This window comes from Kitasatospora sp. NBC_01302 (genome assembly GCF_035976515.1).
Lineage (GTDB): Bacteria > Actinomycetota > Actinomycetes > Streptomycetales > Streptomycetaceae > Kitasatospora.
Genome location: NZ_CP108404.1, coordinates 3750176 through 3770283, shown reverse-complemented (window position 1 = coordinate 3770283; position 20108 = coordinate 3750176). Strand labels below are relative to the sequence as shown.

Below are 20108 nucleotides of genomic sequence, written 5' to 3'. Positions count from 1 at the left end.
GGAACACCCGAATGTCCCACGACTGCGGAGCGTGCCCCCGATGCGTGTCTACGTCCCCACCACCCTGGCCGCCCTGGCCCAGGCGCACCCGGACGGCGCGCTGGAGCAGTCCGCTGCCTACGCGGTCACCCCCGCGCTGCGCGAGTGGTACGTCAGCGACGACCTGGAGGAGCTGGAGTACGCCGCGCTGGTCCGCGCCGCCCAGTCCTCGCTGCGGCTGCTGGCCGCCGACCCCGCCGCGCCGCGCCGCCGCGTGGTGGTCGCGCTGGACGTGGCGGACGGCGCCGTCCAGCCGTTCCCCGGTGACGAGTACCAGGACCAGGCCTCGCTCGGCCGGGTCGTGCTGGCCGGCCCGGTCAGGCTGGCCAAGGCCGCCGCCGTGCACGCCGACGCCGGCGACCAGGAGGTGCAGGCGGACGTCGCGGCGGCCGCCGGTGCGATCGCCGCCGCCGACGCGGGCGACGAGGACGCGCAGTTCAGCGTGGACGGCGCCGAGGACCACGAGCTGCTCTGGTTCGCCACCCAGGAGATCCCCGGGCTGCTGGCCTGAGCCGTCGCGCAACCTCCCGTCCCACCGCAGGACGGACAGCTGTCAGTGACAGCCGCTACCGTGCCGGGGTGCGAACTCATATCGTCTGGGACTGGAACGGCACACTGCTGCACGACATGGCGGCGGTGGTCGGCGCGAGCAACGCCGCCTTCGCGTTGGTCGGTGGCGCGCCGCTGACGCTCGAGCAGTACCGGGAGATGTACGAGATCCCCATCCCGCGGTTCTACCAGCGGGTGCTGGGCTTCCAGCCCAGCGGGGCCGAGTGGGAGCGGCTGGACGCCGCCTTCCAGCAGCGCTACGCCGAGCTGAGTTCCGGCTGCCTGCTGACCGAGGGCGCCCCCGAACTGCTCGCCGCCTGGGCGGCCGAGGGCGGGACCCAGTCGCTGCTGTCGATGTACGAGCACCGCCGCCTGCTGCCCGCGGTGGAGGCCTTCGGCATCCAGCGGCACTTCCTGCGGGTGGACGGGCGCACCGGTCCCTCGCACGGGCAGAAGGCCGCCTCGCTGGTGCGCCACCTGGCCGCGCTCGGCCCGCAGGTGGAGCCGGCCCGCACGGTGGTGATCGGCGACGCGGCCGACGACGCGCTCGCGGCCCGGCAGGCCGGCGCGCACGCCGTGCTCTACACCGGCGGCTCGCACATCCGGGCGAACCTGGAGCCGGTCGGGGTCCCGGTGGTGGACAGCCTGGCCGAGGCGGTCGCGCTGGCCCAGCAGATCACCGGCTGACCCGCGCCGCCGGGCGGCCACCGGTGTGTCGCCGCCCGGCCCGGGGCCGTGCCGTGGTCAATCTTGGTTGACCACAGTCCCACGGAGCGGAGCCCGCCATGCCGATCGACGCCGTGACCAAGGTGCCCGTCCCGGTGAACGAGCCGGTGCACGGCTACGCTCCGGGCAGCCCGGAGCGCGCGCGGCTGCTGAAGCGGCTGGACGCGCTGGCGGCCGAGCCGATCGCGCTGCCGATGACGATCGGCGGCGAGCAGCGCCTCGGCTCCGGCGAGCGGATCGACGTGGTCCAGCCGCACCACCACGCGGCCCGGCTCGGCGTGCTCGGCAACGCCACCGCCCAGGACGCCGAGCTCGCGGTGGCGGCGGCGCTCGAAGCCGGTCCCGACTGGCGCCGGCTCTCCTTCGACGACCGGGCGGCGGTCTTCCTGCGCGCCGCCGAGCTGCTGGCCGGGCCCTGGCGCGAGACGCTGGCGGCGGCCACCATGCTCGGCCAGTCCAAGACCGTCCAGCAGGCCGAGATCGACGCGCCCTGCGAGCTGGTCGACTTCTGGCGCTTCAACGTGCACTTCGCCCGGCAGATCCTGGCCGAGCAGCCCGAGTCCTCGCCGGGCGTGTGGAACCGCACCGACCACCGCCCGCTGGAGGGCTTCGTCTACGCCGTCACCCCGTTCAACTTCACCGCGATCGCCGGCAACCTGCCCACCGCCCCGGCGCTCCTGGGCAACACCGTGGTCTGGAAGCCCGCGCCCACCCAGACCTTCGCGGCGCACCACCTGATGCGCCTGCTGGAGGCGGCCGGACTGCCGCCCGGAGTGATCAACCTGGTCACCGGGGACGGCCAGGCGCTCTCCCGGGTGGCGCTGGCCAGCCCCGACCTCGCGGGCCTGCACTTCACCGGTTCGAGCGCCACCTTCCGCACGCTCTGGCAGACCATCGGGGCCAACCTGGCGGGCTATCGCGGCTATCCGCGGATCGTCGGGGAGACCGGCGGTAAGGACTTCCTGATCGCCCACCCCTCGGCCGACCCCGCCACGCTCACCACCGCGCTGATCCGGGGCGCCTTCGAGTACCAGGGCCAGAAGTGCTCCGCGCTCTCCCGCGCCTACCTGCCGCGCAGCCTCTGGGCGCGGATCAAGGACGAGCTGCTGGCCCGGGTCGACGCCCTGACGGTGGGTGACGTCGGCGACCTGACCAACTTCATGGGCGCCCTGATCGACGCCAGGGCCTTCGCCAAGAACCGCGACGCGATCGAGCGCGCCAAGGGGGACCCGGACGTCGAGCTGGTGGCCGGCGGCCAGTACGACGACGCGATCGGCTACTTCGTGCGCCCCACCGTGCTGGTCGGCGGCACGGGCCGCAACGAGATCTTCAGCACCGAGTACTTCGGCCCGATCCTGGCGGTGCAGCTCTACGAGGATGCCCGCTGGAGCCAGGCGCTGGCCGCGGTGGACGGCGACGCCCCCTACGGCCTGACCGGCGCGGTGTTCGCCACCGACCGGCAGGCCATCGCCGAGGCGACGGAGGCGCTGCGGTTCGCGGCGGGCAACTTCTACGTCAACGACAAGCCCACCGGCGCGGTGGTCGGCCAGCAGCCGTTCGGCGGCGGCCGGGCCTCGGGCACCAACGACAAGGCCGGTGCCGCGCAGAACCTGCTGCGTTGGACCTCGGCCCGGACGATCAAGGAGACCTTCGTCCCCCCGACCCAGGTCGGCTACCCGCACCTGGGCTGACCAGCGCACCCCCGCCAACTGGACAACCTGTCCAGGAAGAGTGGATCTCCCTTCGACTTTGCGCCTCCCTGTCCCCTGACACCCTGGTTTTCGCCCGTTAGGCTGGCTGGGTCGTCGGGGCACTTCCACAGGCCGAAAGACCTGTTGTACCCAGGCGGGAGGTTCTTTAAGCGTGCCTTGAGCGCCTCCGGCCAGGATGGTGCGGGAGGATTGCGGACAGGCCCGGCGGTGCACATCCTGACCACCACCGAGTCACGCAACGGCGCGCGACAGGAGCCAAACAGCCATGCAGACCAAGCTGGACGCGGCGAAGGCCGAACTGCTCGTCAAGGCGGCCGCCGCCGCCGAGCACAGCCAGGTGGGGGGAGCGGCGCCCGGAGAGGGTCTGGGCAACGGCGCTCTGACCGCGTACCTGCACCACTACTACCTCCACACCGCCCCCGAGGACCTGGTCGACCGCGACCCGGTCGACGTCTACGGGGCGGCCGCCTCGCACTACCGGCTGGGGCTCAAGCGGCCCCAGGGCACCGCGGAGGTCCGGGTCTCCACCCCGACCGTCGACGAGAACGGCTGGTCCAGCGGCCACACGGTGGTCGAGGTGATCACCGACGACATGCCGTTCCTGGTCGACTCGGTCACCAACGAGCTGTCCCGCCAGAACCGGGCGATCCACCTGGTCATCCACCCGCAGCTGATCGTGCGCCGTGACATCACCGGCAAGCTGCTGGAGATCCTCGACATCGACGCCTGCTCGCGCAGCCAGGCCGCCGGCGCCGAGTGGCCCGCGGACGCCACCGTCGAGTCCTGGATGCACATCGAGATCGACCGCGAGAGCGACCGCGAGGACCTGCGCCAGATCGAGGCCGACCTGCGCCGCGTGCTGGGCGACGTGCGCGAGGTGGTCGAGGACTGGGCGAAGATGCGCACCTCCGCGCTGCGCCTGGCCGACGAGCTCGCCGAGCAGCCCCCGGCCCACCTGCCCGAGCAGGAGGTCGGCGAGGCCTGGGAGCTGATGCGCTGGCTGGCCGACGAGAAGTTCACCTTCCTCGGCTACCGCGAGTACGACCTGGTCGAGCACGAGGGCGAGGAGGTGCTGCGGGCGATCCCCGGCACCGGTCTCGGCATCCTGCGCTCCGACCCGCTGAGCATCGACACCGACCACCACCCGGTCAGCGAGTCCTTCGGCCGCCTGTCCGCCCCGGTGCGGGCCAAGGCGCACGAGAAGAAGCTGCTGGTCCTGACCAAGGCCAACTCGCGCTCGACCGTGCACCGCCCGGCCTACCTGGACTACGTCGGCGTGAAGAAGTTCGACGCCGCCGGCAACGTGGTGGGCGAGCGCCGCTTCCTGGGCCTGTTCTCCTCGGCCGCCTACACCGAGTCGGTCACCCGGATCCCGGTGGTGCGCCGCAAGGTGCAGGAGGTGGTCGACGCCTCCGGTTTCTCCGCCGAGAGCCACGACGGCCGCGACCTGCTCCAGATCCTGGAGACCTTCCCGCGCGACGAGATCTTCCAGACCCCCGCCGAGGAACTCCAGCAGATCGCCACCAGCGTCCTGTACCTCCAGGAGCGCCGCAAGCTGCGGCTCTACCTGCGCCAGGACGAGTACGGGCGCTACTTCTCCGCGCTGGTCTACCTGCCGCGCGACCGCTACACCACCCGCATCCGGCTGCGCCTGATGGACATCCTGATGCAGGAGCTGAACGGCGCGGCGATCGACTACACGGTCTGGTCCACCGAGTCGGTGCTGACCCGGCTGCACTTCGTGGTCCGGGTGGCCCCGGGCAGCGAGCTGCCGGAGCTGACCGAGGCCGAGGTCGAGCGGATCGAGGCCAAGCTGGCCGAGGCCGCCCGGTTCTGGATGGACGGCTTCAACGACCAGCTGCTGCTGGAGCTGGGCGAGGAGCGCGCCGCCGAGCTGTCGCACAAGTACGCCAACGCCTTCCCCGACGGCTACCGCGCGGACTTCACCGCCCGCACCGCGGTGGCCGACCTCAAGCAGATCGAGTCGCTGGGCGAGGAGGGCGACTTCCGGCTCAACCTCTACCAGCCGGTCGGCGCAAGCGACGACGAGCGCCGTTTCAAGGTCTACCGGGTCGGCGGCCCGATCTCGCTGACCGAGGTGCTGCCGGTGCTCCAGCGCCTGGGCGTCGAGGTGCTCGACGAGCACCCGTACGCGCTGCGCCGCTCGGACCACACCACGGCCTGGATCTACGACTTCGGCCTGCGGCTGCGGGAGAGCACCGAGCTGACCGACGAGGCCCGCGAGCGCTTCCAGGAGGCCTTCGCCGCCACCTGGACCGGCCGCGCGGAGAACGACGGCTTCAACGGCCTGATCCTCACCGCGGGCCTGAACTGGCGCCAGGCGGTCGTGCTGCGCGCGTACGCCAAGTACCTGCGCCAGGCCGGCAGCACCTTCTCGCAGGACTACGTCGAGGACGCGCTGCGCAACAACGCGCACACCACCCGCCTGCTGGTCAACCTCTTCGAGGCCCGGCTCAGCCCCAGCCACCAGCTGGGCGCCGACGAGCTGACCGAGGGCATCCTGGAGGAGCTGTCGGGCGCGCTGGACGAGGTCGTCTCGCTGGACGAGGACCGCATCCTGCGCTCCTTCCTGCACCTGATCAAGGCCACCCTGCGGACCAACTTCTTCCAGCGCGCCGCGGACGGCCAGTGGCACCCGTACGTGTCGATGAAGCTCGACCCGCACGCGATCCCCGACCTGCCGGCCCCCCGCCCGGCGTTCGAGATCTGGGTCTACTCGCCCCAGGTCGAGGGCGTGCACCTGCGCTTCGGCAAGGTCGCCCGCGGTGGTCTGCGCTGGTCCGACCGGCGTGAGGACTTCCGCACCGAGATCCTCGGCCTGGTCAAGGCCCAGATGGTCAAGAACACCGTGATCGTGCCGGTCGGCGCCAAGGGCGGCTTCGTCGCCAAGCAGCTGCCGGACCCGGCGGTGGACCGGGACGCCTGGCTGGCCGAGGGCATCTCGTCCTACAAGACCTTCATCTCGGCGCTGCTGGACATCACCGACAACCTGAAGGGCGGCCAGGTCGTCCACCCCGTCGACGTGGTCCGCCACGACGAGGACGACACCTACCTGGTGGTCGCCGCCGACAAGGGCACCGCGACCTTCTCCGACATCGCCAACGGCGTGGCCGAGCAGTACGGCTTCTGGCTGGGCGACGCCTTCGCCTCCGGCGGCTCGGCCGGCTACGACCACAAGGGCATGGGCATCACCGCCCGCGGCGCCTGGGAGTCGGTCAAGCGCAACTTCCGCGAGCTGGGCGTCGACACCCAGGCCGAGGACTTCACCGTGGTCGGCATCGGCGACATGTCCGGTGACGTCTTCGGCAACGGCATGCTGCTCAGCGAGCACATCCGCCTGGTGGCCGCCTTCGACCACCGGCACATCTTCCTGGACCCGAACCCGGAGGCCGCCTCCTCCTACGCCGAGCGGCGCCGGCTCTTCGACCTGCCGCGCAGCTCCTGGGACGACTACGACAAGTCGCTGATCTCGGCCGGCGGCGGGGTCTTCCCGCGCAGCGCCAAGTCGATCCAGCTCAGCCCCCAGGCCCGCGCGGCGCTCGGCATCGAGGTCGCCAAGCTCACCCCGGCCGAGCTGATGAAGGCCATCCTGCAGTCCCCGGTGGACCTGTTCTGGAACGGCGGCATCGGCACCTACGTCAAGTCCGAGCGGGAGACCAACGCGGACGTCGGCGACAAGGCCAACGACGCGATCCGGGTCAACGGCAGCCAGATCCGGGCCCGGGTGATCGGCGAGGGCGGCAACCTCGGCTGCACCCAGCTCGGTCGCATCGAGTACGCCCAGAGCGGCGGCCCGGCGGGCCCCGACGGCACCGGTCGCGGCGGCTGGATCAACACCGACGCCATCGACAACTCGGCCGGCGTGGACACCTCGGACCACGAGGTGAACATCAAGATCCTGCTCAACCAGGTGGTCGCCGAGGGCGACATGACGGTCAAGCAGCGCAACGTCCTGCTGGCCGAGATGACCGAGGACGTCGGCCGGCTCGTGCTGCGCAACAACTACGCGCAGAACGTGGTGCTGGCCAACGCGGTGGCCCAGGCGCACAGCATGGTCAACGTGCACTCGCGGATGATCAACCGGCTGGAGGCCGACGGCCTGCTCGACCGCGGGCTGGAGTTCCTGCCCAGCGAGAAGCAGCTGAAGGAGCGTCAGGCCAACGGCTTCGGGCTCACCCAGCCCGAGCTGTCGGTGCTGCTGGCCTACACCAAGATCACGCTGGCCGAGGAGCTGCTCGCCACCGGGCTGCCCGACGACCCGTACTTCCGCGACACCCTCCACCTGTACTTCCCGAACGCGCTGCACCAGCGCTTCGCCGACGCGGTGGACAACCACGCGCTGCGCCGGGAGATCGTCACCACCCTGATCGTCAACGACACGATCAACCGCGGTGGCTGCACCTTCGCCTTCCGGCTGCGCGAGGAAACCGGGGCGACCTACGAGGAGATCGCCCGCACCCACACCGCCGCTCGCGCGGTCTTCGGCCTGGAGAAGATCTGGGACGAGGTCGAGGGCCTGGACAACAGGATCCCGGCCGAGATCGCGACCCGGATGCGCCTGCACTCGCGCCGCCTGGTCGAGCGGGCCACCCGGTGGATGCTCAACAACCGTCGCCAGCCGCTGGACATCGCCTCGACGATCGACTTCTTCCAGCAGCGGGTGGACCAGGTGTGGACCAGCCTGCCCAAGCCGCTGCGCGGCGAGAACCTGTCCTGGTTCGAGAAGATCCACAGCGAGCTGACCGGGGCGGGCGTCCCCGACGCGCTGGCCACCCGGGTCGCCGGGCTCTCCTCGGTCTTCCCGACCCTGGACATCACCGAGGTCGCGGACCGTTCCGGCAAGGACGTGGCCGAGGTCGCCGACCTCTACTACGACCTCGGTGACCGGCTGGGCATCACGCACCTGCTGGACCGGATCATCGAGCTGCCGCGCACCGACCGGTGGTCCTCGATGGCGCGCACCTCGATCCGCGAGGACCTCTTCGCGGTGCACGCCCAGCTCACCGACGACGTGCTGGCCTGCGGCGGGGAGAACGCGACCAGCGAGGAGCGCTACAGCGCCTGGACCGAGCGCAACAGCACGCTGCTGAGCCGGGCGCAGACCACGCTGGACGACATAAGGGGATCGGACACCTACGCGCTGTCCAGCCTCTCGGTGGCCATGCGGGTGATCCGCACGCTGCTGCGCACCGGTTCGATGCGCTGACGTCGCCAGGACAGGACAGAGCGGCGGGGCCGCACCTTCGGGTGCGGCCCCGCCGCTCTGCTCTGTTCTGCCTGCGCCCGGTTGCCGGGCGGGCGGTTGCCGGGCGGGCGGTCAGCCCTGGGCCGCCCGCTGCAGCGCGCTGGCAAGCAGCGCCAGGTCGGTGGGGCCGTTGCCCAGCTCGCGCACCGGTCGGCGGGTCGGCGGAGCCCCCAGCTGGGCCGGGTCGACGGCGACCACGGTGGGGCGCAGCGTGGCGGTGCGCGGGATCCGGCCGCTGACCCGGGCGGTCTGGAAGGCCAGCACGGCGCCGTCCGGGCGGCGCAGGTAGCCACGCCCGGGGGTCTGCTCGGGCAGCGCGGCGGCGTCGTCGACGTGGACCAGCAGCTCGGAGTCGCCGGGGTGGTCGGTGCGCAGTGCGATCCGCCAGTGCGCGGCCTCGGCCAGTTCGCTGCCCGCGCTCAGCTCCGGGCGGCTGGTGGCCGCCACCAGGTGCACGCCCAGCCGGGCGCCGCGCTGGGCGACGGCGGCCAGCGCGCGGGCCAGCGGGCGGCCGGCCGGCGAGGTGGGGGAGAGCAGCGCGTCGTAGTCGTCGACGACCACGATCAGGCGCACGGGCGGCGCGTCGGCCACCACGGTGGCACTGCCGGCAGGTTGTGCCGTCCCGGCGACCGGGGCCGGGGCAGCCCCGGCGACCGCGGCCACCGGGGTGCGGGCGGGCGCGGGCTCGGCGCTGCGCGGCTGACCGATCACGGCCGGCCGGGAGGCCAGCGCCTGCTCGGCGAACCAGACCGGGAACGAGCGCCCGGCGAACAGCGCCTCGCGCCGGGCCAGCTCCTCGTGCAGCGCCTCGGCGGTCAGCAGCGCCCGGCGCGGGTCGCCGGCGGCGTCCAGCTGGCCGGTGACGTGCGGCAGCTCGGCGCAGGCGGCCAGGCCCGCGTCCCGTCCGCCGATCAGCTGGACGTGCAGCCGGTCCGGGCGCTCGCCCACCGCCAGCGAGGCGACCAGGGTGCGCAGCAGCTCGCTCTTGCCGGCGCCGCGGGCGCCGCCCACCAGCAGGTGGCCGGGGCCGGTCAGCTCGGAGCCGGCCAGGTCGACCGTGCACAGATCGTCCCTGGTGGTGCCGAGCAGCGCGGCGGCGGTACCGGCGGTGCTGGGCAGGTCGTCCCAGCGGGACGAGAGCTTGGCGGGGGTGACGGTGTCCAGGCGCAGCAGGTCGAGCAGGCGCAGCGCCTCCGGCAGCGGGCCGCGGGAGACGGGTGCGGCCTCGCGCAGCGGGGCCAGCGCCCTGGCCAGCCGCTCGGCCCAGGCGGGCGAGACGGCGTCCAGCGCGACCTCCTCGGTGCGCTGCTCGCCGCCGGCGACGGTCAGCCGGGTGGCCACCTCGCCGGTGACCGTGGCGGTGGCGCCCAGGCCGGGGGGCAGCTGCTCGGCGTGCTCGGCCAGGCAGAGCGCGAAGACGCCGGCGGCCGGGCCGTGGCGCAGCAGCCGCTCCAGCGCCTGGCGGGAGCGGGGCGAGCCCGGGTCGCCGTCCACCAGCAGCACGGTGGCGGGCTGCGCCTCCTCGGGCTCGCGCTCGGCGAGTTCGGTCAGGCGCTGCTCGGCCTGCGCGGGGTCCAGGCCGAAGAGCAGGCGGCAGTCCTGGCCGTGGCCGGGGCGCAGGTGCGGCAGCCAGAGCGACCAGGCCCAGTCGGCGGTGCGCCGTTCGGCCTGCTGCCGCTCGTCGGCGCTGACCACCACCAGGCTCAGCCCGCTCGGCGGGTGCAGGGTGGCGAGCTGGGCGAGCAGGGCCCGGGCCAGCCCGAGCAGCCGCACGCGCGGGCCGGCAACGCCCAGGCTGCCCGCCCGGCGCAGGTCGACGGTGACCGGGACGGCGGGCAGCACCGTGCCGGGGGTGGTGCCGGGGCCGCCCGCGAGGTCGGCGGTGCCCAGGCGCAGGGTGAGCGCGTCGGGGTGGGCGGGCACCCGCTCCCAGAGCCGCGGGCCCGGGCCGAGCGCGCTGAGCAGCAGGGTGGCGGGATCGGGCCAGCGCTCGCGCAGCGCGGTGGCCTGGCGCTCGCGGGCCTGGGCGTGCTGCTGGGCGGCGTCCCGCGCGCCGGCCGGTGCGCCCGGGGCGGGTGCGGCGGCGCGGCCGAGCCGGCGGGCCAGCAGCGAGCGGGTGCGGCCCGCTCCGCCGGGCGCGGGCAGCTCGGGCTGCTCGGCGACCGGGGGGCTGGGCCGGGCCGGGGGCGGCGGGCTGACCTGGAGGTGGCCCAGGCCGTCCGGCATGGTGGCGCGGGCCTGCTCGGCGCCGGGGGCGGTCGCCAGGGTCACGGTGGACTCGCCCAGGCGCAGCAGCGCCCCCTCGGTCAGCGCACGCGGCTCCTCGCCCAGCATGCGGCCGTCCAGCACGGTGCCGTTGGTCGAGCCGAGGTCGTGCACCGTCACGGTGCCGTCGGCGGCCAGCTGGAGGGAGAGGTGCAGCCGGGAGACGTCGGGGTCGTCGAGCGGCACGTCGGCCTCGCTGGAGCGGCCCACCCGCACCTGGCGGCCGTGCAGTCGGTGCACGCCGCCGGCGTCCGGGCCGCCGACCACGCGCAGCTCGGCGGCGGGCCCGGCGGGCGGCTCGTCGGCGTCCGGATCGGGCTCGCCGAGCGCGAGCACCGCGCCGTCGAGCAGCGGGGGGTGGCCGAGCGGGGTGCGTTCGTCGATCCGCTGGGACCCGGCGTACAGGTGCACATGGGTGGCGCTGCGTGCGCCGCGCACGCCCACGGCACCGGCCAGCGCCACCGCGAGCGAGCCGAGGGTCGTACCGACCGGGGCGGTGACCAGGACGTCGGTGGCGGGTGCGGGCACGCCCGCGCCCACGCGGGGTCGGAGGACCGTCAGCCGGATCTGCATCTCGCCCCGGGTTCCCCTCTGCTCGTGATGAGTGTTGGACCACAGGAGTGCTGGTCCTCATCCTGCCACCCGGGACTGACAGTCCGCGCACCGTACCGGATTTGACGATCTTGTGATCATCGCCATGGTGGAGCCGACGGGGACTCAGGTCAAGGCGGCCCGGAGCACCGGATCCGGCCACCACCGTCCACACGCGGGGGCCGGTCATCAGGCTGGGGTTTGGCGGACACCGTTAGAGTTGCCGCACACACGGACTATCGCCCGCAGGCGACGGTAGGCCTCGGTAGGGCAAGGAGTGCACCAGGTGCGGCCGGTAGGCAGCAAGTATCTGCTCGAGGAGACCATCGGGCGTGGTGCCATGGGCACCGTCTGGCGCGGGCGGGTACGCGAGGACGCCGGGCTGGCGGACCTGCAGCCGGGCCAGCAGGTCGCGGTCAAGGTGCTCAAGGAGGAGCTGGCCGCCGACCAGGACATCGTGCTGCGCTTCCTGCGCGAGCGCTCGGTGCTGCTGCGGCTGAGCCACCCCAACATCGTCCGGCTGCGCGACCTGGTGGTCGAGGGCGAGCTGCTGGCCCTGGTCATGGACCTGGTGGACGGCCCCGACCTCTACCGCTACCTGCGTGCCAACGGCCCGCTCAGCCCGATCGCCGCGTCGCTGCTGATGGCCCAGATCGCCGACGCGCTGGCGGTCAGCCACGCGGACGGCGTGGTGCACCGCGACCTCAAGCCGGCCAACGTGCTGCTGGCCAGCAGCTACGTGGACGGCCAGGGCGAGCAGCTGCACCCGATGCTCACCGACTTCGGCATCGCCCGGCTGGCCGACTCCCCGGGAATCACCCGCACCAGCGAGTTCGTCGGCACCCCCGCCTATGTCGCCCCCGAGTCGGCGAGCGGCCGCCCGCAGACCTCCGCGGTGGACATCTACGGCGCCGGGATCATGCTCTACGAGCTGGTCACCGGGCGCGCGCCGTTCCAGGGCGACGGTGCGCTCCAGGTGCTCCAGGCCCACCTGACCCAGGAGCCGCCGCGCCCGCCGGGCATGCCCGAGCCGCTGTGGACCGTGGTCGAGCGCTGCCTGCGCAAGGACCCGGCCCAGCGCCCGAGCGCCACCTCGCTGGCGCACGCGCTGCGGGTGGTGGCCGCCGGGGTCGGCGTGCACGCCGCACCGGCCGCGGTGGACGCCGCGCTCGCCGTGGGCGCGCTGCTGGTGCCCGAGGCGCAGCCGGCCGAGGTGCCGGGGACCGGCCCCGGCAGCACACTGCCGGGCGCAGGCCAGGCCGGCGCCCCGGGCCAGCCGGACCCGGCCACCCAGCTGCTGACCGCGCAGTACGACCCGGGCGCGGCCACCCAGGTGATGCCGCACGGCGCCCCCACGGCTCCGGGCGGCGCGCACCTGTCGGGCGCCGACCCGACCCGGATGATGCCGCCCACGCCGGCCGGCCCGCCGGCGGCCGCGCCGGGCCCGGCCCAGCCGGAGGCCCCGCACCCCTGGCAGACCCAGCTGCGCGCGGCCCGCGACCGCAACCAGCAGACCCAGGTCTTCGCCGCCGAGGAGTTCGAGCCGCAGCAGGCGCCGCAGGCCTACCCGGGCGGCGGCTACGGCTACCCGCCGCAGGGCCAGCCGCGGCCGGGCGGCTACCCGCCGCCGGGCGGCCGCGGCGAGCCGTACCAGGGCGAGCCCTACCGGGAGGAGCCCTACCGGGGCGAGCAGGGCCGGGGCTACGGTCGTGCCGAGCGCCCGCCGGTGGCCCCGCCGCCGTACCAGGCCCGGCGCCCGCAGCAGCCGCCCGGCGGCCAGCGGGACCCGTACGCCGGGCAGGGCTACGCCGAGCCGGACCCGCGCTACAGCGGTGAGCAGGCCTACCGCGAGCCGGCCCAGCGCCAGGCCCCGCCCGCGATGCCGCCGCGGCGCCCCGAGCCGCCGCTGCCCCGGGAGCGCGAGCCGGAGCCGGAGCGCGAGGCCAGGCCCCGCCGCGAGCCGCGCCCGCGCAGCCGCAACCGGATGTACATCCCGGGCCTGGGCTGCCTCAAGGGCTGCCTGATGGTGCTGCTGATCCTGGCGGTGGCCGCGATCGCGCTGTGGAACTTCACGCCGCTGCCGCGCTACTGGACCGACGTGCACAGCGCGGTCACCTCCACCACCAGCTGGATCAGCAGCACCTGGCACTCCGTCACCGGGAACTGACGGACCGCCACGGAGCGGTCGGCATTGACTCTTTGTCGACAAATGACGGCATCGAGGTCCCGCGGAGGGGTCCGGGGCGCGTAGGTTGGTCGGTGACGCACCGACCTCACGAGCGTTCCCGGACCCCCGCGACGTCCCGGGAACGCTCCCGCCGCCCACGGAGCAGCATTGGCACGCAAGATCGGCAGCCGGTACACCGTGCACCAGGTGATCGGCCGGGGGTCCGCCGGCACCGTGTGGCTGGGCGAGGGACCAGACGGACCGGTGGCCGTCAAGCTGCTGCGCGAGGACCTGGCCACCGACCAGGTGCTCGTCGGCCGCTTCGTCCAGGAGCGGGCCGCGCTCACCAGCCTGGACCACCCCCGGGTGGTCGGGGTGCGCGACATGGTGGTGGACGGCGACGACCTGGCCCTGGTGATGGAGCTGGTGCACGGCACCGACCTGCGCTCGCGGCTGGAGCGCGAGGGCGTGCTGGCCCCGCAGGCCGCCGTCTCGGTGATCGCGGACGTGGCGGACGGTCTGGCCGCGGCCCACGCGGCCGGCATCGTGCACCGGGACGTCAAGCCGGAGAACGTGATGCTCGACCTCGCGGCCCCGGCCGGCCCCGGCGGCGCGCCGCGGGCCAAGCTCACCGACTTCGGCATCGCCCGCCTCGTCGACGCCCCGCGCCGGACCAGGGCGACCCGGATCATCGGCACCCCCGACTACCTGGCCCCCGAGATCATCGAGGGACTGGAGCCGCGGGCGGCCGTCGACATCTACGCGCTGGCCACCGTGCTGTACGAGCTGCTGGCGGGCTTCACCCCGTTCGGCGGCGGGCACACCGGGGCGGTGCTGCGCCGCCACGTCACCGAGAGCGTGCCGCCGGTCCCCGGGCTGCCGGACGGCCTGTGGCGGATCATCGCGGAGTGCCTGGCCAAGGCCCCCGCCTCCCGGCTGCGCGCCGCCGAGCTGGCCGAGCGGCTGCGCGAGCAGCTGCCCGCGCTGGCCGGTCTGCCGCCGCTGGCGCTGCCCGCCCAGGACCGCCCGCCGGCCGAGGAGGCGCTGACCCCCGCCGAGGCCGTCTACGCCGAGGCGGACACCGGCTCCGGGACGCACCGCCGCCGGCGCGGCCCGGCCGTGCCGCTGGTCCCCGCCCCGGCGCCCGACTCCACCCGGGACACCCACACCAGCCTGCGCCGCCCCTCCGCCCACGAGCTGGCCGGCTACGCGGCCGAGTCGCGGGCCCAGCGCTCCGCACCGGCCGCCGGCCACCGCGGCGCCGGGCGCCGGGCGCTGGTCCGTCGCCGCCGGCAGCTCGCGGTGCTGCTGGCCGTGGTGCTGCTGGTGGCCGGCGCGATCGCCGCCTTCGGCGCCTTCGGGGGCGGCGGGCACCACCACTCGGGCGGTTCCTTCACGCACGGCGCGGCGGCGGTGGCGGGCTCCGTGGCGAGCACGGGGCCACCGGCCGGTCCCGGTGCACCGCGCTAGCCATTAGGCTGGTGGCGTGGCAGCCGTCGATCCTTCCGAAGAGCTCAAGAACCTCGAAACGACCATGGGGTCGATCGAGGCCGTCCTCGACCTGGACAAGATCCGGGCCGACATCGAACGTCTGGAGGAGGAGGCAGCAGCCCCCGCCCTCTGGGACGACGTCGCGAACGCGCAGAAGGTCACCAGCCGACTCTCCTTCCTGCAGGGCGAGCTGCGCCGGGTGGAGAACCTGCGCAGCCGGATCGCGGACGTGGAGATCCTGTTCGAGCTGGCCGAGGACGAGGGCGACGCCGACACCCGCACCGAGGCCGAGACCGAGCTGGCCTCGGTCAAGAAGGCGGTCGAGGAGCTGGAGGTGCGCACCCTGCTCTCCGGCGAGTACGACGCCCGTGAGGCCCTGGTCAACATCCGGGCCGAGGCGGGTGGCGTGGACGCCGCCGACTTCGCCGAGCAGCTGATGCGGATGTACCTGCGCTGGGCCGAGCGGCACGGCTACTCGACCGAGGTCTACGACACCTCCTACGCCGAAGAGGCCGGCATCAAGTCCGCCACCTTCAGCGTGAAGACCCCCTACGCCTACGGCACGCTCTCGGTCGAGCAGGGCACCCACCGCCTGGTGCGCATCTCGCCCTTCGACAACCAGGGCCGCCGCCAGACCTCCTTCGCCGGCGTCGAGGTGCTCCCGGTCGTCGAGCAGAGCGACCACGTCGACATCGACGAGGGCGAGCTGCGGATCGACGTGTACCGCGCCTCCGGCCCCGGCGGCCAGGGCGTCAACACCACCGACTCGGCGGTGCGGATCACCCACCTGCCGACCGGCATCGTGGTCTCCTGCCAGAACGAGCGCTCGCAGATCCAGAACAAGGCCTCGGCGATGAACGTCCTGCAGGCCAAGCTCCTGGAGCGGCGCCGCCAGGAGGAGAAGGCCCGGATGGACTCCCTCAAGGACAGCGGCAGCTCCTGGGGCAACCAGATGCGCTCCTACGTGCTGCACCCGTACCAGATGGTCAAGGACCTGCGCACCGAGTACGAGGTCGGCAACCCGCAGGCGGTGCTGGACGGCGACATCGACGGCTTCATCGAGGCCGGCATCCGCTGGCGCAAGCAGAGCGAGGCCGCTCAGTAAAGAGTGGGCAAAGCAGAAGCGGAAGGGCCCGGACGCCAGCGTCCGGGCCCTTCCGCTTCTCTTTCTTCGGCTTGATTACGCCAGCGCCTGCCGGCAGATCAGCGCCACTGCCAGCAGTGCGGCCAGCAGGGCGAGCAGGGTGGCGGGGGAGAGCGCGGCGAAGGGGCTCTGCTGCTCCTGCAGCCGGGCGCGCTGGGCACGGCAGACCGGGCAGCGGCCCTCGCTCACGCGGCCGGCGCAGTTGGCGCACACCAGATGGTCGCACGTCATGCGATCTCCTCCTTGCTGCTACTGCCAACGCACCGGGGGGCCCGATGGTTCCCGTGCCTGACCCGGGTGGGGGAGCGGCGCGGGCCGCGGCATCGCGGTTTGCCTCTACTCTGCCAGGTTCCGGGGCATCCGGCGCCCGGGCCGGGGAACCCCGGGCGGGCACTTCTCCCTCAATCATCACATTGGCGACAAGCGGACCGCGAAACCCCGGAGCCGCTGTGAAATGGCTCGCAATTTTCCCGTCATTCCTCCCCAAGAACGGACAATTCACCCGCTGTGTTCGGCGGAGCGCCCTGCGCGGCGTAAGCCGGGTCGCGTATGGTCCCGAGCCAAGGAGCGGCCCCGGCCGCCTCCACCGCCCGCCCCGGCCGACTCGCGGGGTGGGACCGACCCAGGAACGGTGCGACCGGTGGGCCTCATCGGCCCGAAGTAACGATCGGGTTACGGTAGTTGTCCGCGTCGTCAGCTGTTCCGCCTAGGATGGCCTCCGTGATGCAGCCGTGATCAGATTCGACAACGTTTCCAAGACCTATCCCAAGCAGAACCGCCCCGCCTTGTCGGAGGTCTCGCTGGAGATCGAGAAGGGCGAGTTCGTCTTCCTGGTCGGCTCCTCCGGCTCCGGCAAGTCCACCTTCCTGCGGCTGTGCCTGCGCGAGGAGCGCCCCAGCACGGGCGAGGTGCACGTGCTCGGCAAGGACCTGGGCAAGCTGTCCAACTGGAAGGTGCCGCACATGCGGCGCCAACTGGGCACCGTCTTCCAGGACTTCCGCCTGCTGCCGAACAAGACCGTGGCGCAGAACGTGGCCTTCGCGCTGGAGGTCATCGGGAAGCCGAAGAGCGCCATCAACAAGGTGGTGCCCGAGGTGCTCGACCTGGTCGGCCTCGGCGGCAAGGAGGACCGGATGCCCGGCGAGCTCTCCGGTGGTGAGCAGCAGCGCGTGGCGATCGCCCGAGCCTTCGTCAACCGCCCGATGCTGCTGATCGCTGACGAGCCGACCGGAAACCTGGACCCGCAGAACTCGGTCGGCATCATGAAGCTGCTGGACCGGATCAACCGCACCGGGACCACGGTGCTCATGGCCACCCACGACCAGGCCATCGTCGACCAGATGCGCAAGCGCGTGATCGAACTGGACAAGGGGCTGCTGGTCCGCGACCAGGCCCGCGGCGTCTACGGATACCAGCACTAGCCGGCTCCCGCCCGCCGTCGGTCCGCCAGCATTCACCTTGGAGTAGAAGAAGCTCATGCGCGCCCAGTTCATCCTGTCGGAGATCGGTGTGGGTCTCCGCCGCAACCTGACCATGACCATCGCGGTCGTGGTCAGCGTCGCGCTCTCGCTCGCGCTCGCCGGGGCCAGTCTGCTGGTCCGGGACCAGGTCAACTCGATGAAGGGGTACTGGTACGACAAGGTCGAGGTCAGCATCTACTTCTGCACCAAGGCGGACGCGAAGAACGCCCCGCAGTGTGCGAACGGTGCGGCCACCGACCAGCAGATCGCCGACGTCAAGGCGGGCCTGGACAAGCTCAAGCCGCTGGTCGAGAGCTCGACCTTCGAGACCCAGGCGGAGGCGTACAAGCACTGGAAGGACATGAACCCGGACAACAGCCTGGTCTCCGTCCTCGGTGCCGACGCCATCCCGTCCTCCTGGCGGGTCAAGCTGAGCGACCCGACCCGCTACGACGTGATCCAGAGCGCTTTCGCCGGCCATCCGGGCGTGCGCTCGGTGGAGGACGAGCGGCAGATCCTGGACAACCTCTTCGGGCTGCTCAACGGCCTGCAGACGGCGGCCTTCGTGATCATGGTGCTGATGCTCTCGGTGGCACTGCTGCTGATCGTCAACACGGTCCGGGTCTCGGCGTTCAGCCGAAGGCGCGAGACCGGGATCATGCGCCTGGTCGGTGCCTCCAACTTCTACGTGCAGATGCCGTTCATCGCGGAGGCGGCGTTCGCCGCGCTGCTCGGCGCGGTGCTGGCCTCCGGCCTGCTGCTGCTGGGCAACTACGGCGTGCAGAGCTGGCTGGCCAAGAAGGTGCAGTTCATCCACTTCATCGGCCTGTCCTCGGTGCTGCAGGTGATCCCGCTGCTGATCGTGGCCGGTATGGCGATGGCGGCGGTCGCGGCCTTCCTGACCCTGCGCAAGTACCTGAAGGTCTAGCGAAGGGCGCCTACACTCCGGTCCATGAGCGCGACTTGGCGGCGGGCACGCCACGGCGCCACCCTCAGCCTGCTGTTCGGCGCGGTGCTCTTCGGCGGCGCCGCGGTGGGCGCCTGGGGTGGCACCGGGCCCGCCGCCGCGCCGCGCCGCTGGAGTGCCGCGGACGCCGCGCCGGCCGGCGGGCCGGGTGCGGCGGCGCTCTCCCCGCAGCAGGCCGAGCGCCTGGTGGCTCGCGGCGACGACCGCTGGGCCGCCTACTACAGCCCGCAGGAGTACGCCGAGTTCGCCCAGGGCCTGGACGGCGAGTACCTGGGCACCGGCCTCTTCGTGGACCGGGACGACGACGGTGCCACGCTGATCACCGAGTTGACCGCGGGCTCACCGGCCCAGGCCGCCGGGCTGCGGGTCGGCGAGCGGCTGCTCGCGGTGGACGGCACGCCGGTGGACCGGCTGCCGGTGACCGAGGTGGTGGCCCGGCTGCGCGGCCGGCCCGGCACCCCAGCAGCCGCCGGACGCCCGGCCGGCCCCGGCTCCGCCGTGCGGCTCACGGTCCAGCGCCCCGGTGCGGCGCCGCGCGAGGTGACGGTGCGCCGCACCGTGCTCGCGGCCCAGGACGTCGCGGTCGACCACCCCGCGCCCGGCGTGCTGTGGATCACCGCCCGGGCCTTCACCACCGGCGTCGGCGAGCAGATCGCGGCGGCCCTGCGGCACGCCCCCGCCCGCGGCGCGGTGCTCGACCTGCGCGGCAACTCCGGTGGCCTGGTGGCCGAGGCCGTCACCGCCGCCTCGGCCCTGCTGGACGGCGGCCCGGTCGCCTCCTACCTGGTCGGCGGGGAGCGGCGGGAGCTGACCGCCGCACCCGGCGGGGACACCGCCACCCCGTTGGTGGTGCTGGTCGACGGCGGCACGATGAGCGCCGCCGAACTGCTGGCCGGCGCGCTGCAGGACCGCTGCCGGGCGGTGCTGGTGGGCAGCCGGACCTTCGGCAAGGGCACCGTGCAGCAGCCCAGCCGGCTGCCCGACGGCTCGGTCCTGGAGCTCACCGTGGGCCGCTGGTTCACCCCGGCCGGGCACTCCCCGGAGGGCACCGGCCTGCTCCCCGACGTCCGGGCCGGTGACCCGGTGACCGCCGACACCCTCGCCCTGCGGGTGCTCGACGGCCTGGGCACCGCCGCCGCCCGCCCGTAACGGTGCCCACCGGTAAACCGGCTGCCGAGCGGTTGCCCGGGATGCGAGAATGGCCGGTGCTATGGCAAAGGAAAAGGGACAGAAGCTGATCGCGCAGAACAAGAAGGCGCGACACGAGTACACGATCCTCGACACCTACGAGTGCGGGATGGTGCTCACCGGCACCGAGGTCAAGTCGCTGCGCGAGGGCCGGGCCAACCTGGTGGACGGCTACGCCTACACCCAGGCCGGCGAGGTGTGGATCGACAACGTCTTCATCCCCGAGTACACCCAGGGGACGTGGACCAACCACTCCGCGCGGCGCAAGCGCAAGCTGCTGCTGCACAAGATGGAGATCCGCAAGCTGGAGGCGAAGACCAAGGAGACCGGCCACACCCTGGTGCCGCTCTCGCTGTACTTCAAGGACGGCCGGGTCAAGCTGGAGCTGGCGCTCGCGGTCGGCAAGAAGCTCTACGACAAGCGGCAGACGCTGCGCGAGAAGCAGGACACCCGGGAGACGGCCCGCGCGGTCGCCGCCGTGCGCCGCCGCCAGGGCTGATTGTGCCCCTTCTGTAGCAGCTTGGTCCCAACGGGGTGAGCTGC

13 protein-coding genes are annotated in these 20108 nt (G+C 73.2%); 11 read left to right on the top strand and 2 right to left on the bottom strand.

The features are described from left to right. Positions 1 to 40 precede the first annotated feature (40 nt). The 4 genes from OG294_RS16030 to OG294_RS16015 all read left to right on the top strand — a co-directional run bounded on the left by OG294_RS16030 (position 41) and on the right by OG294_RS16015 (position 8253). On the top strand, positions 41 to 550 hold the full coding sequence (locus tag OG294_RS16030) for a DUF6912 family protein (RefSeq protein ID WP_327067177.1): 510 nt from the start codon (positions 41 to 43) through the stop codon (positions 548 to 550). Positions 551 to 618: 68 nt separating this feature from the next. Beyond that, positions 619 to 1275, top strand: a complete 657-nt coding sequence (locus OG294_RS16025; protein ID WP_327067176.1) for an HAD family hydrolase — start codon at positions 619 to 621, stop codon at positions 1273 to 1275. A 104-nt stretch (positions 1276 to 1379) separates the two neighbouring features. Continuing rightward, positions 1380 to 3005: an L-glutamate gamma-semialdehyde dehydrogenase gene (pruA, locus tag OG294_RS16020; RefSeq protein WP_327071568.1), complete on the top strand. Its 1626-nt coding sequence runs from the start codon at positions 1380 to 1382 to the stop codon at positions 3003 to 3005. Positions 3006 to 3291: 286 nt separating this feature from the next. Continuing rightward, positions 3292 to 8253, top strand: coding sequence for an NAD-glutamate dehydrogenase (locus tag OG294_RS16015; RefSeq protein WP_327067175.1), 4962 nt, complete (start codon positions 3292 to 3294; stop codon positions 8251 to 8253). Positions 8254 to 8364: 111 nt separating this feature from the next. Here the strand turns inward: OG294_RS16015 and OG294_RS16010 are convergent, their stop codons facing one another. Next, the gene (locus OG294_RS16010; RefSeq protein ID WP_327067174.1) at positions 8365 to 11130 is read right to left on the bottom strand and encodes an FtsK/SpoIIIE domain-containing protein; all 2766 of its coding nucleotides are present in this window, start codon (positions 11128 to 11130) and stop codon (positions 8365 to 8367) included. A 304-nt stretch (positions 11131 to 11434) separates the two neighbouring features. Between OG294_RS16010 and OG294_RS16005 the strand changes: the two genes are divergently transcribed. The 3 genes from OG294_RS16005 (at position 11435) to prfB (ending at position 15911) form a co-directional block, all read left to right on the top strand. Continuing rightward, on the top strand, positions 11435 to 13315 hold the full coding sequence (locus OG294_RS16005; RefSeq protein WP_327067173.1) for a serine/threonine-protein kinase: 1881 nt from the start codon (positions 11435 to 11437) through the stop codon (positions 13313 to 13315). Between the two features lie 168 nt (positions 13316 to 13483). After that, on the top strand, positions 13484 to 14785 hold the full coding sequence (locus OG294_RS16000) for a serine/threonine-protein kinase (protein WP_327067172.1): 1302 nt from the start codon (positions 13484 to 13486) through the stop codon (positions 14783 to 14785). Positions 14786 to 14801: 16 nt separating this feature from the next. Further along, the gene (gene prfB, locus OG294_RS15995; RefSeq protein WP_327067171.1) at positions 14802 to 15911 is read left to right on the top strand and encodes a peptide chain release factor 2; all 1110 of its coding nucleotides are present in this window, start codon (positions 14802 to 14804) and stop codon (positions 15909 to 15911) included. A gap of 75 nt (positions 15912 to 15986) precedes the next feature. On the opposite strand, the gene OG294_RS15990 is transcribed toward prfB, so the two are convergent. After that, positions 15987 to 16181: a hypothetical protein gene (locus OG294_RS15990; protein WP_327067170.1), complete on the bottom strand. Its 195-nt coding sequence runs from the start codon at positions 16179 to 16181 to the stop codon at positions 15987 to 15989. Positions 16182 to 16681: 500 nt separating this feature from the next. Here OG294_RS15990 and ftsE point away from each other — a divergent pair, with 500 nt between their 5' ends. The 4 genes from ftsE to smpB all read left to right on the top strand — a co-directional run bounded on the left by ftsE (position 16682) and on the right by smpB (position 20064). Further along, on the top strand, positions 16682 to 17371 hold the full coding sequence (gene ftsE, locus OG294_RS15985; protein WP_145905956.1) for a cell division ATP-binding protein FtsE: 690 nt from the start codon (positions 16682 to 16684) through the stop codon (positions 17369 to 17371). Between the two features lie 55 nt (positions 17372 to 17426). After that, complete coding sequence (gene ftsX, locus OG294_RS15980) at positions 17427 to 18338, top strand: permease-like cell division protein FtsX (protein WP_327067169.1); 912 nt, start codon at positions 17427 to 17429, stop codon at positions 18336 to 18338. A gap of 24 nt (positions 18339 to 18362) precedes the next feature. Continuing rightward, positions 18363 to 19526, top strand: a complete 1164-nt coding sequence (locus OG294_RS15975; RefSeq protein WP_327067168.1) for a S41 family peptidase — start codon at positions 18363 to 18365, stop codon at positions 19524 to 19526. Between the two features lie 61 nt (positions 19527 to 19587). Continuing rightward, positions 19588 to 20064 (top strand): SsrA-binding protein SmpB, encoded by a 477-nt coding sequence (smpB, locus tag OG294_RS15970; RefSeq protein WP_327067167.1) that lies wholly within the window; start codon positions 19588 to 19590, stop codon positions 20062 to 20064. Positions 20065 to 20108: the final 44 nt, after the last annotated feature.

What these genes read in the sequence shown, in the direction of transcription:
- OG294_RS16030 (WP_327067177.1), top strand. Translation starts at nt 41, where the DNA reads ATGCGTGTCTACGTCCCCACCACCCTGGCCGCCCTGGCCCAGGCGCAC.
- OG294_RS16015 (WP_327067175.1), top strand. Translation starts at nt 3,292, where the DNA reads ATGCAGACCAAGCTGGACGCGGCGAAGGCCGAACTGCTCGTCAAGGCG.
- OG294_RS16010 (WP_327067174.1), bottom strand. Translation starts at nt 11,130, where the DNA reads ATGCAGATCCGGCTGACGGTCCTCCGACCCCGCGTGGGCGCGGGCGTG.
- OG294_RS15990 (WP_327067170.1), bottom strand. Translation starts at nt 16,181, where the DNA reads ATGACGTGCGACCATCTGGTGTGCGCCAACTGCGCCGGCCGCGTGAGC.
- ftsX (WP_327067169.1), top strand. Translation starts at nt 17,427, where the DNA reads ATGCGCGCCCAGTTCATCCTGTCGGAGATCGGTGTGGGTCTCCGCCGC.
- OG294_RS15975 (WP_327067168.1), top strand. Translation starts at nt 18,363, where the DNA reads ATGAGCGCGACTTGGCGGCGGGCACGCCACGGCGCCACCCTCAGCCTG.
- smpB (WP_327067167.1), top strand. Translation starts at nt 19,588, where the DNA reads ATGGCAAAGGAAAAGGGACAGAAGCTGATCGCGCAGAACAAGAAGGCG.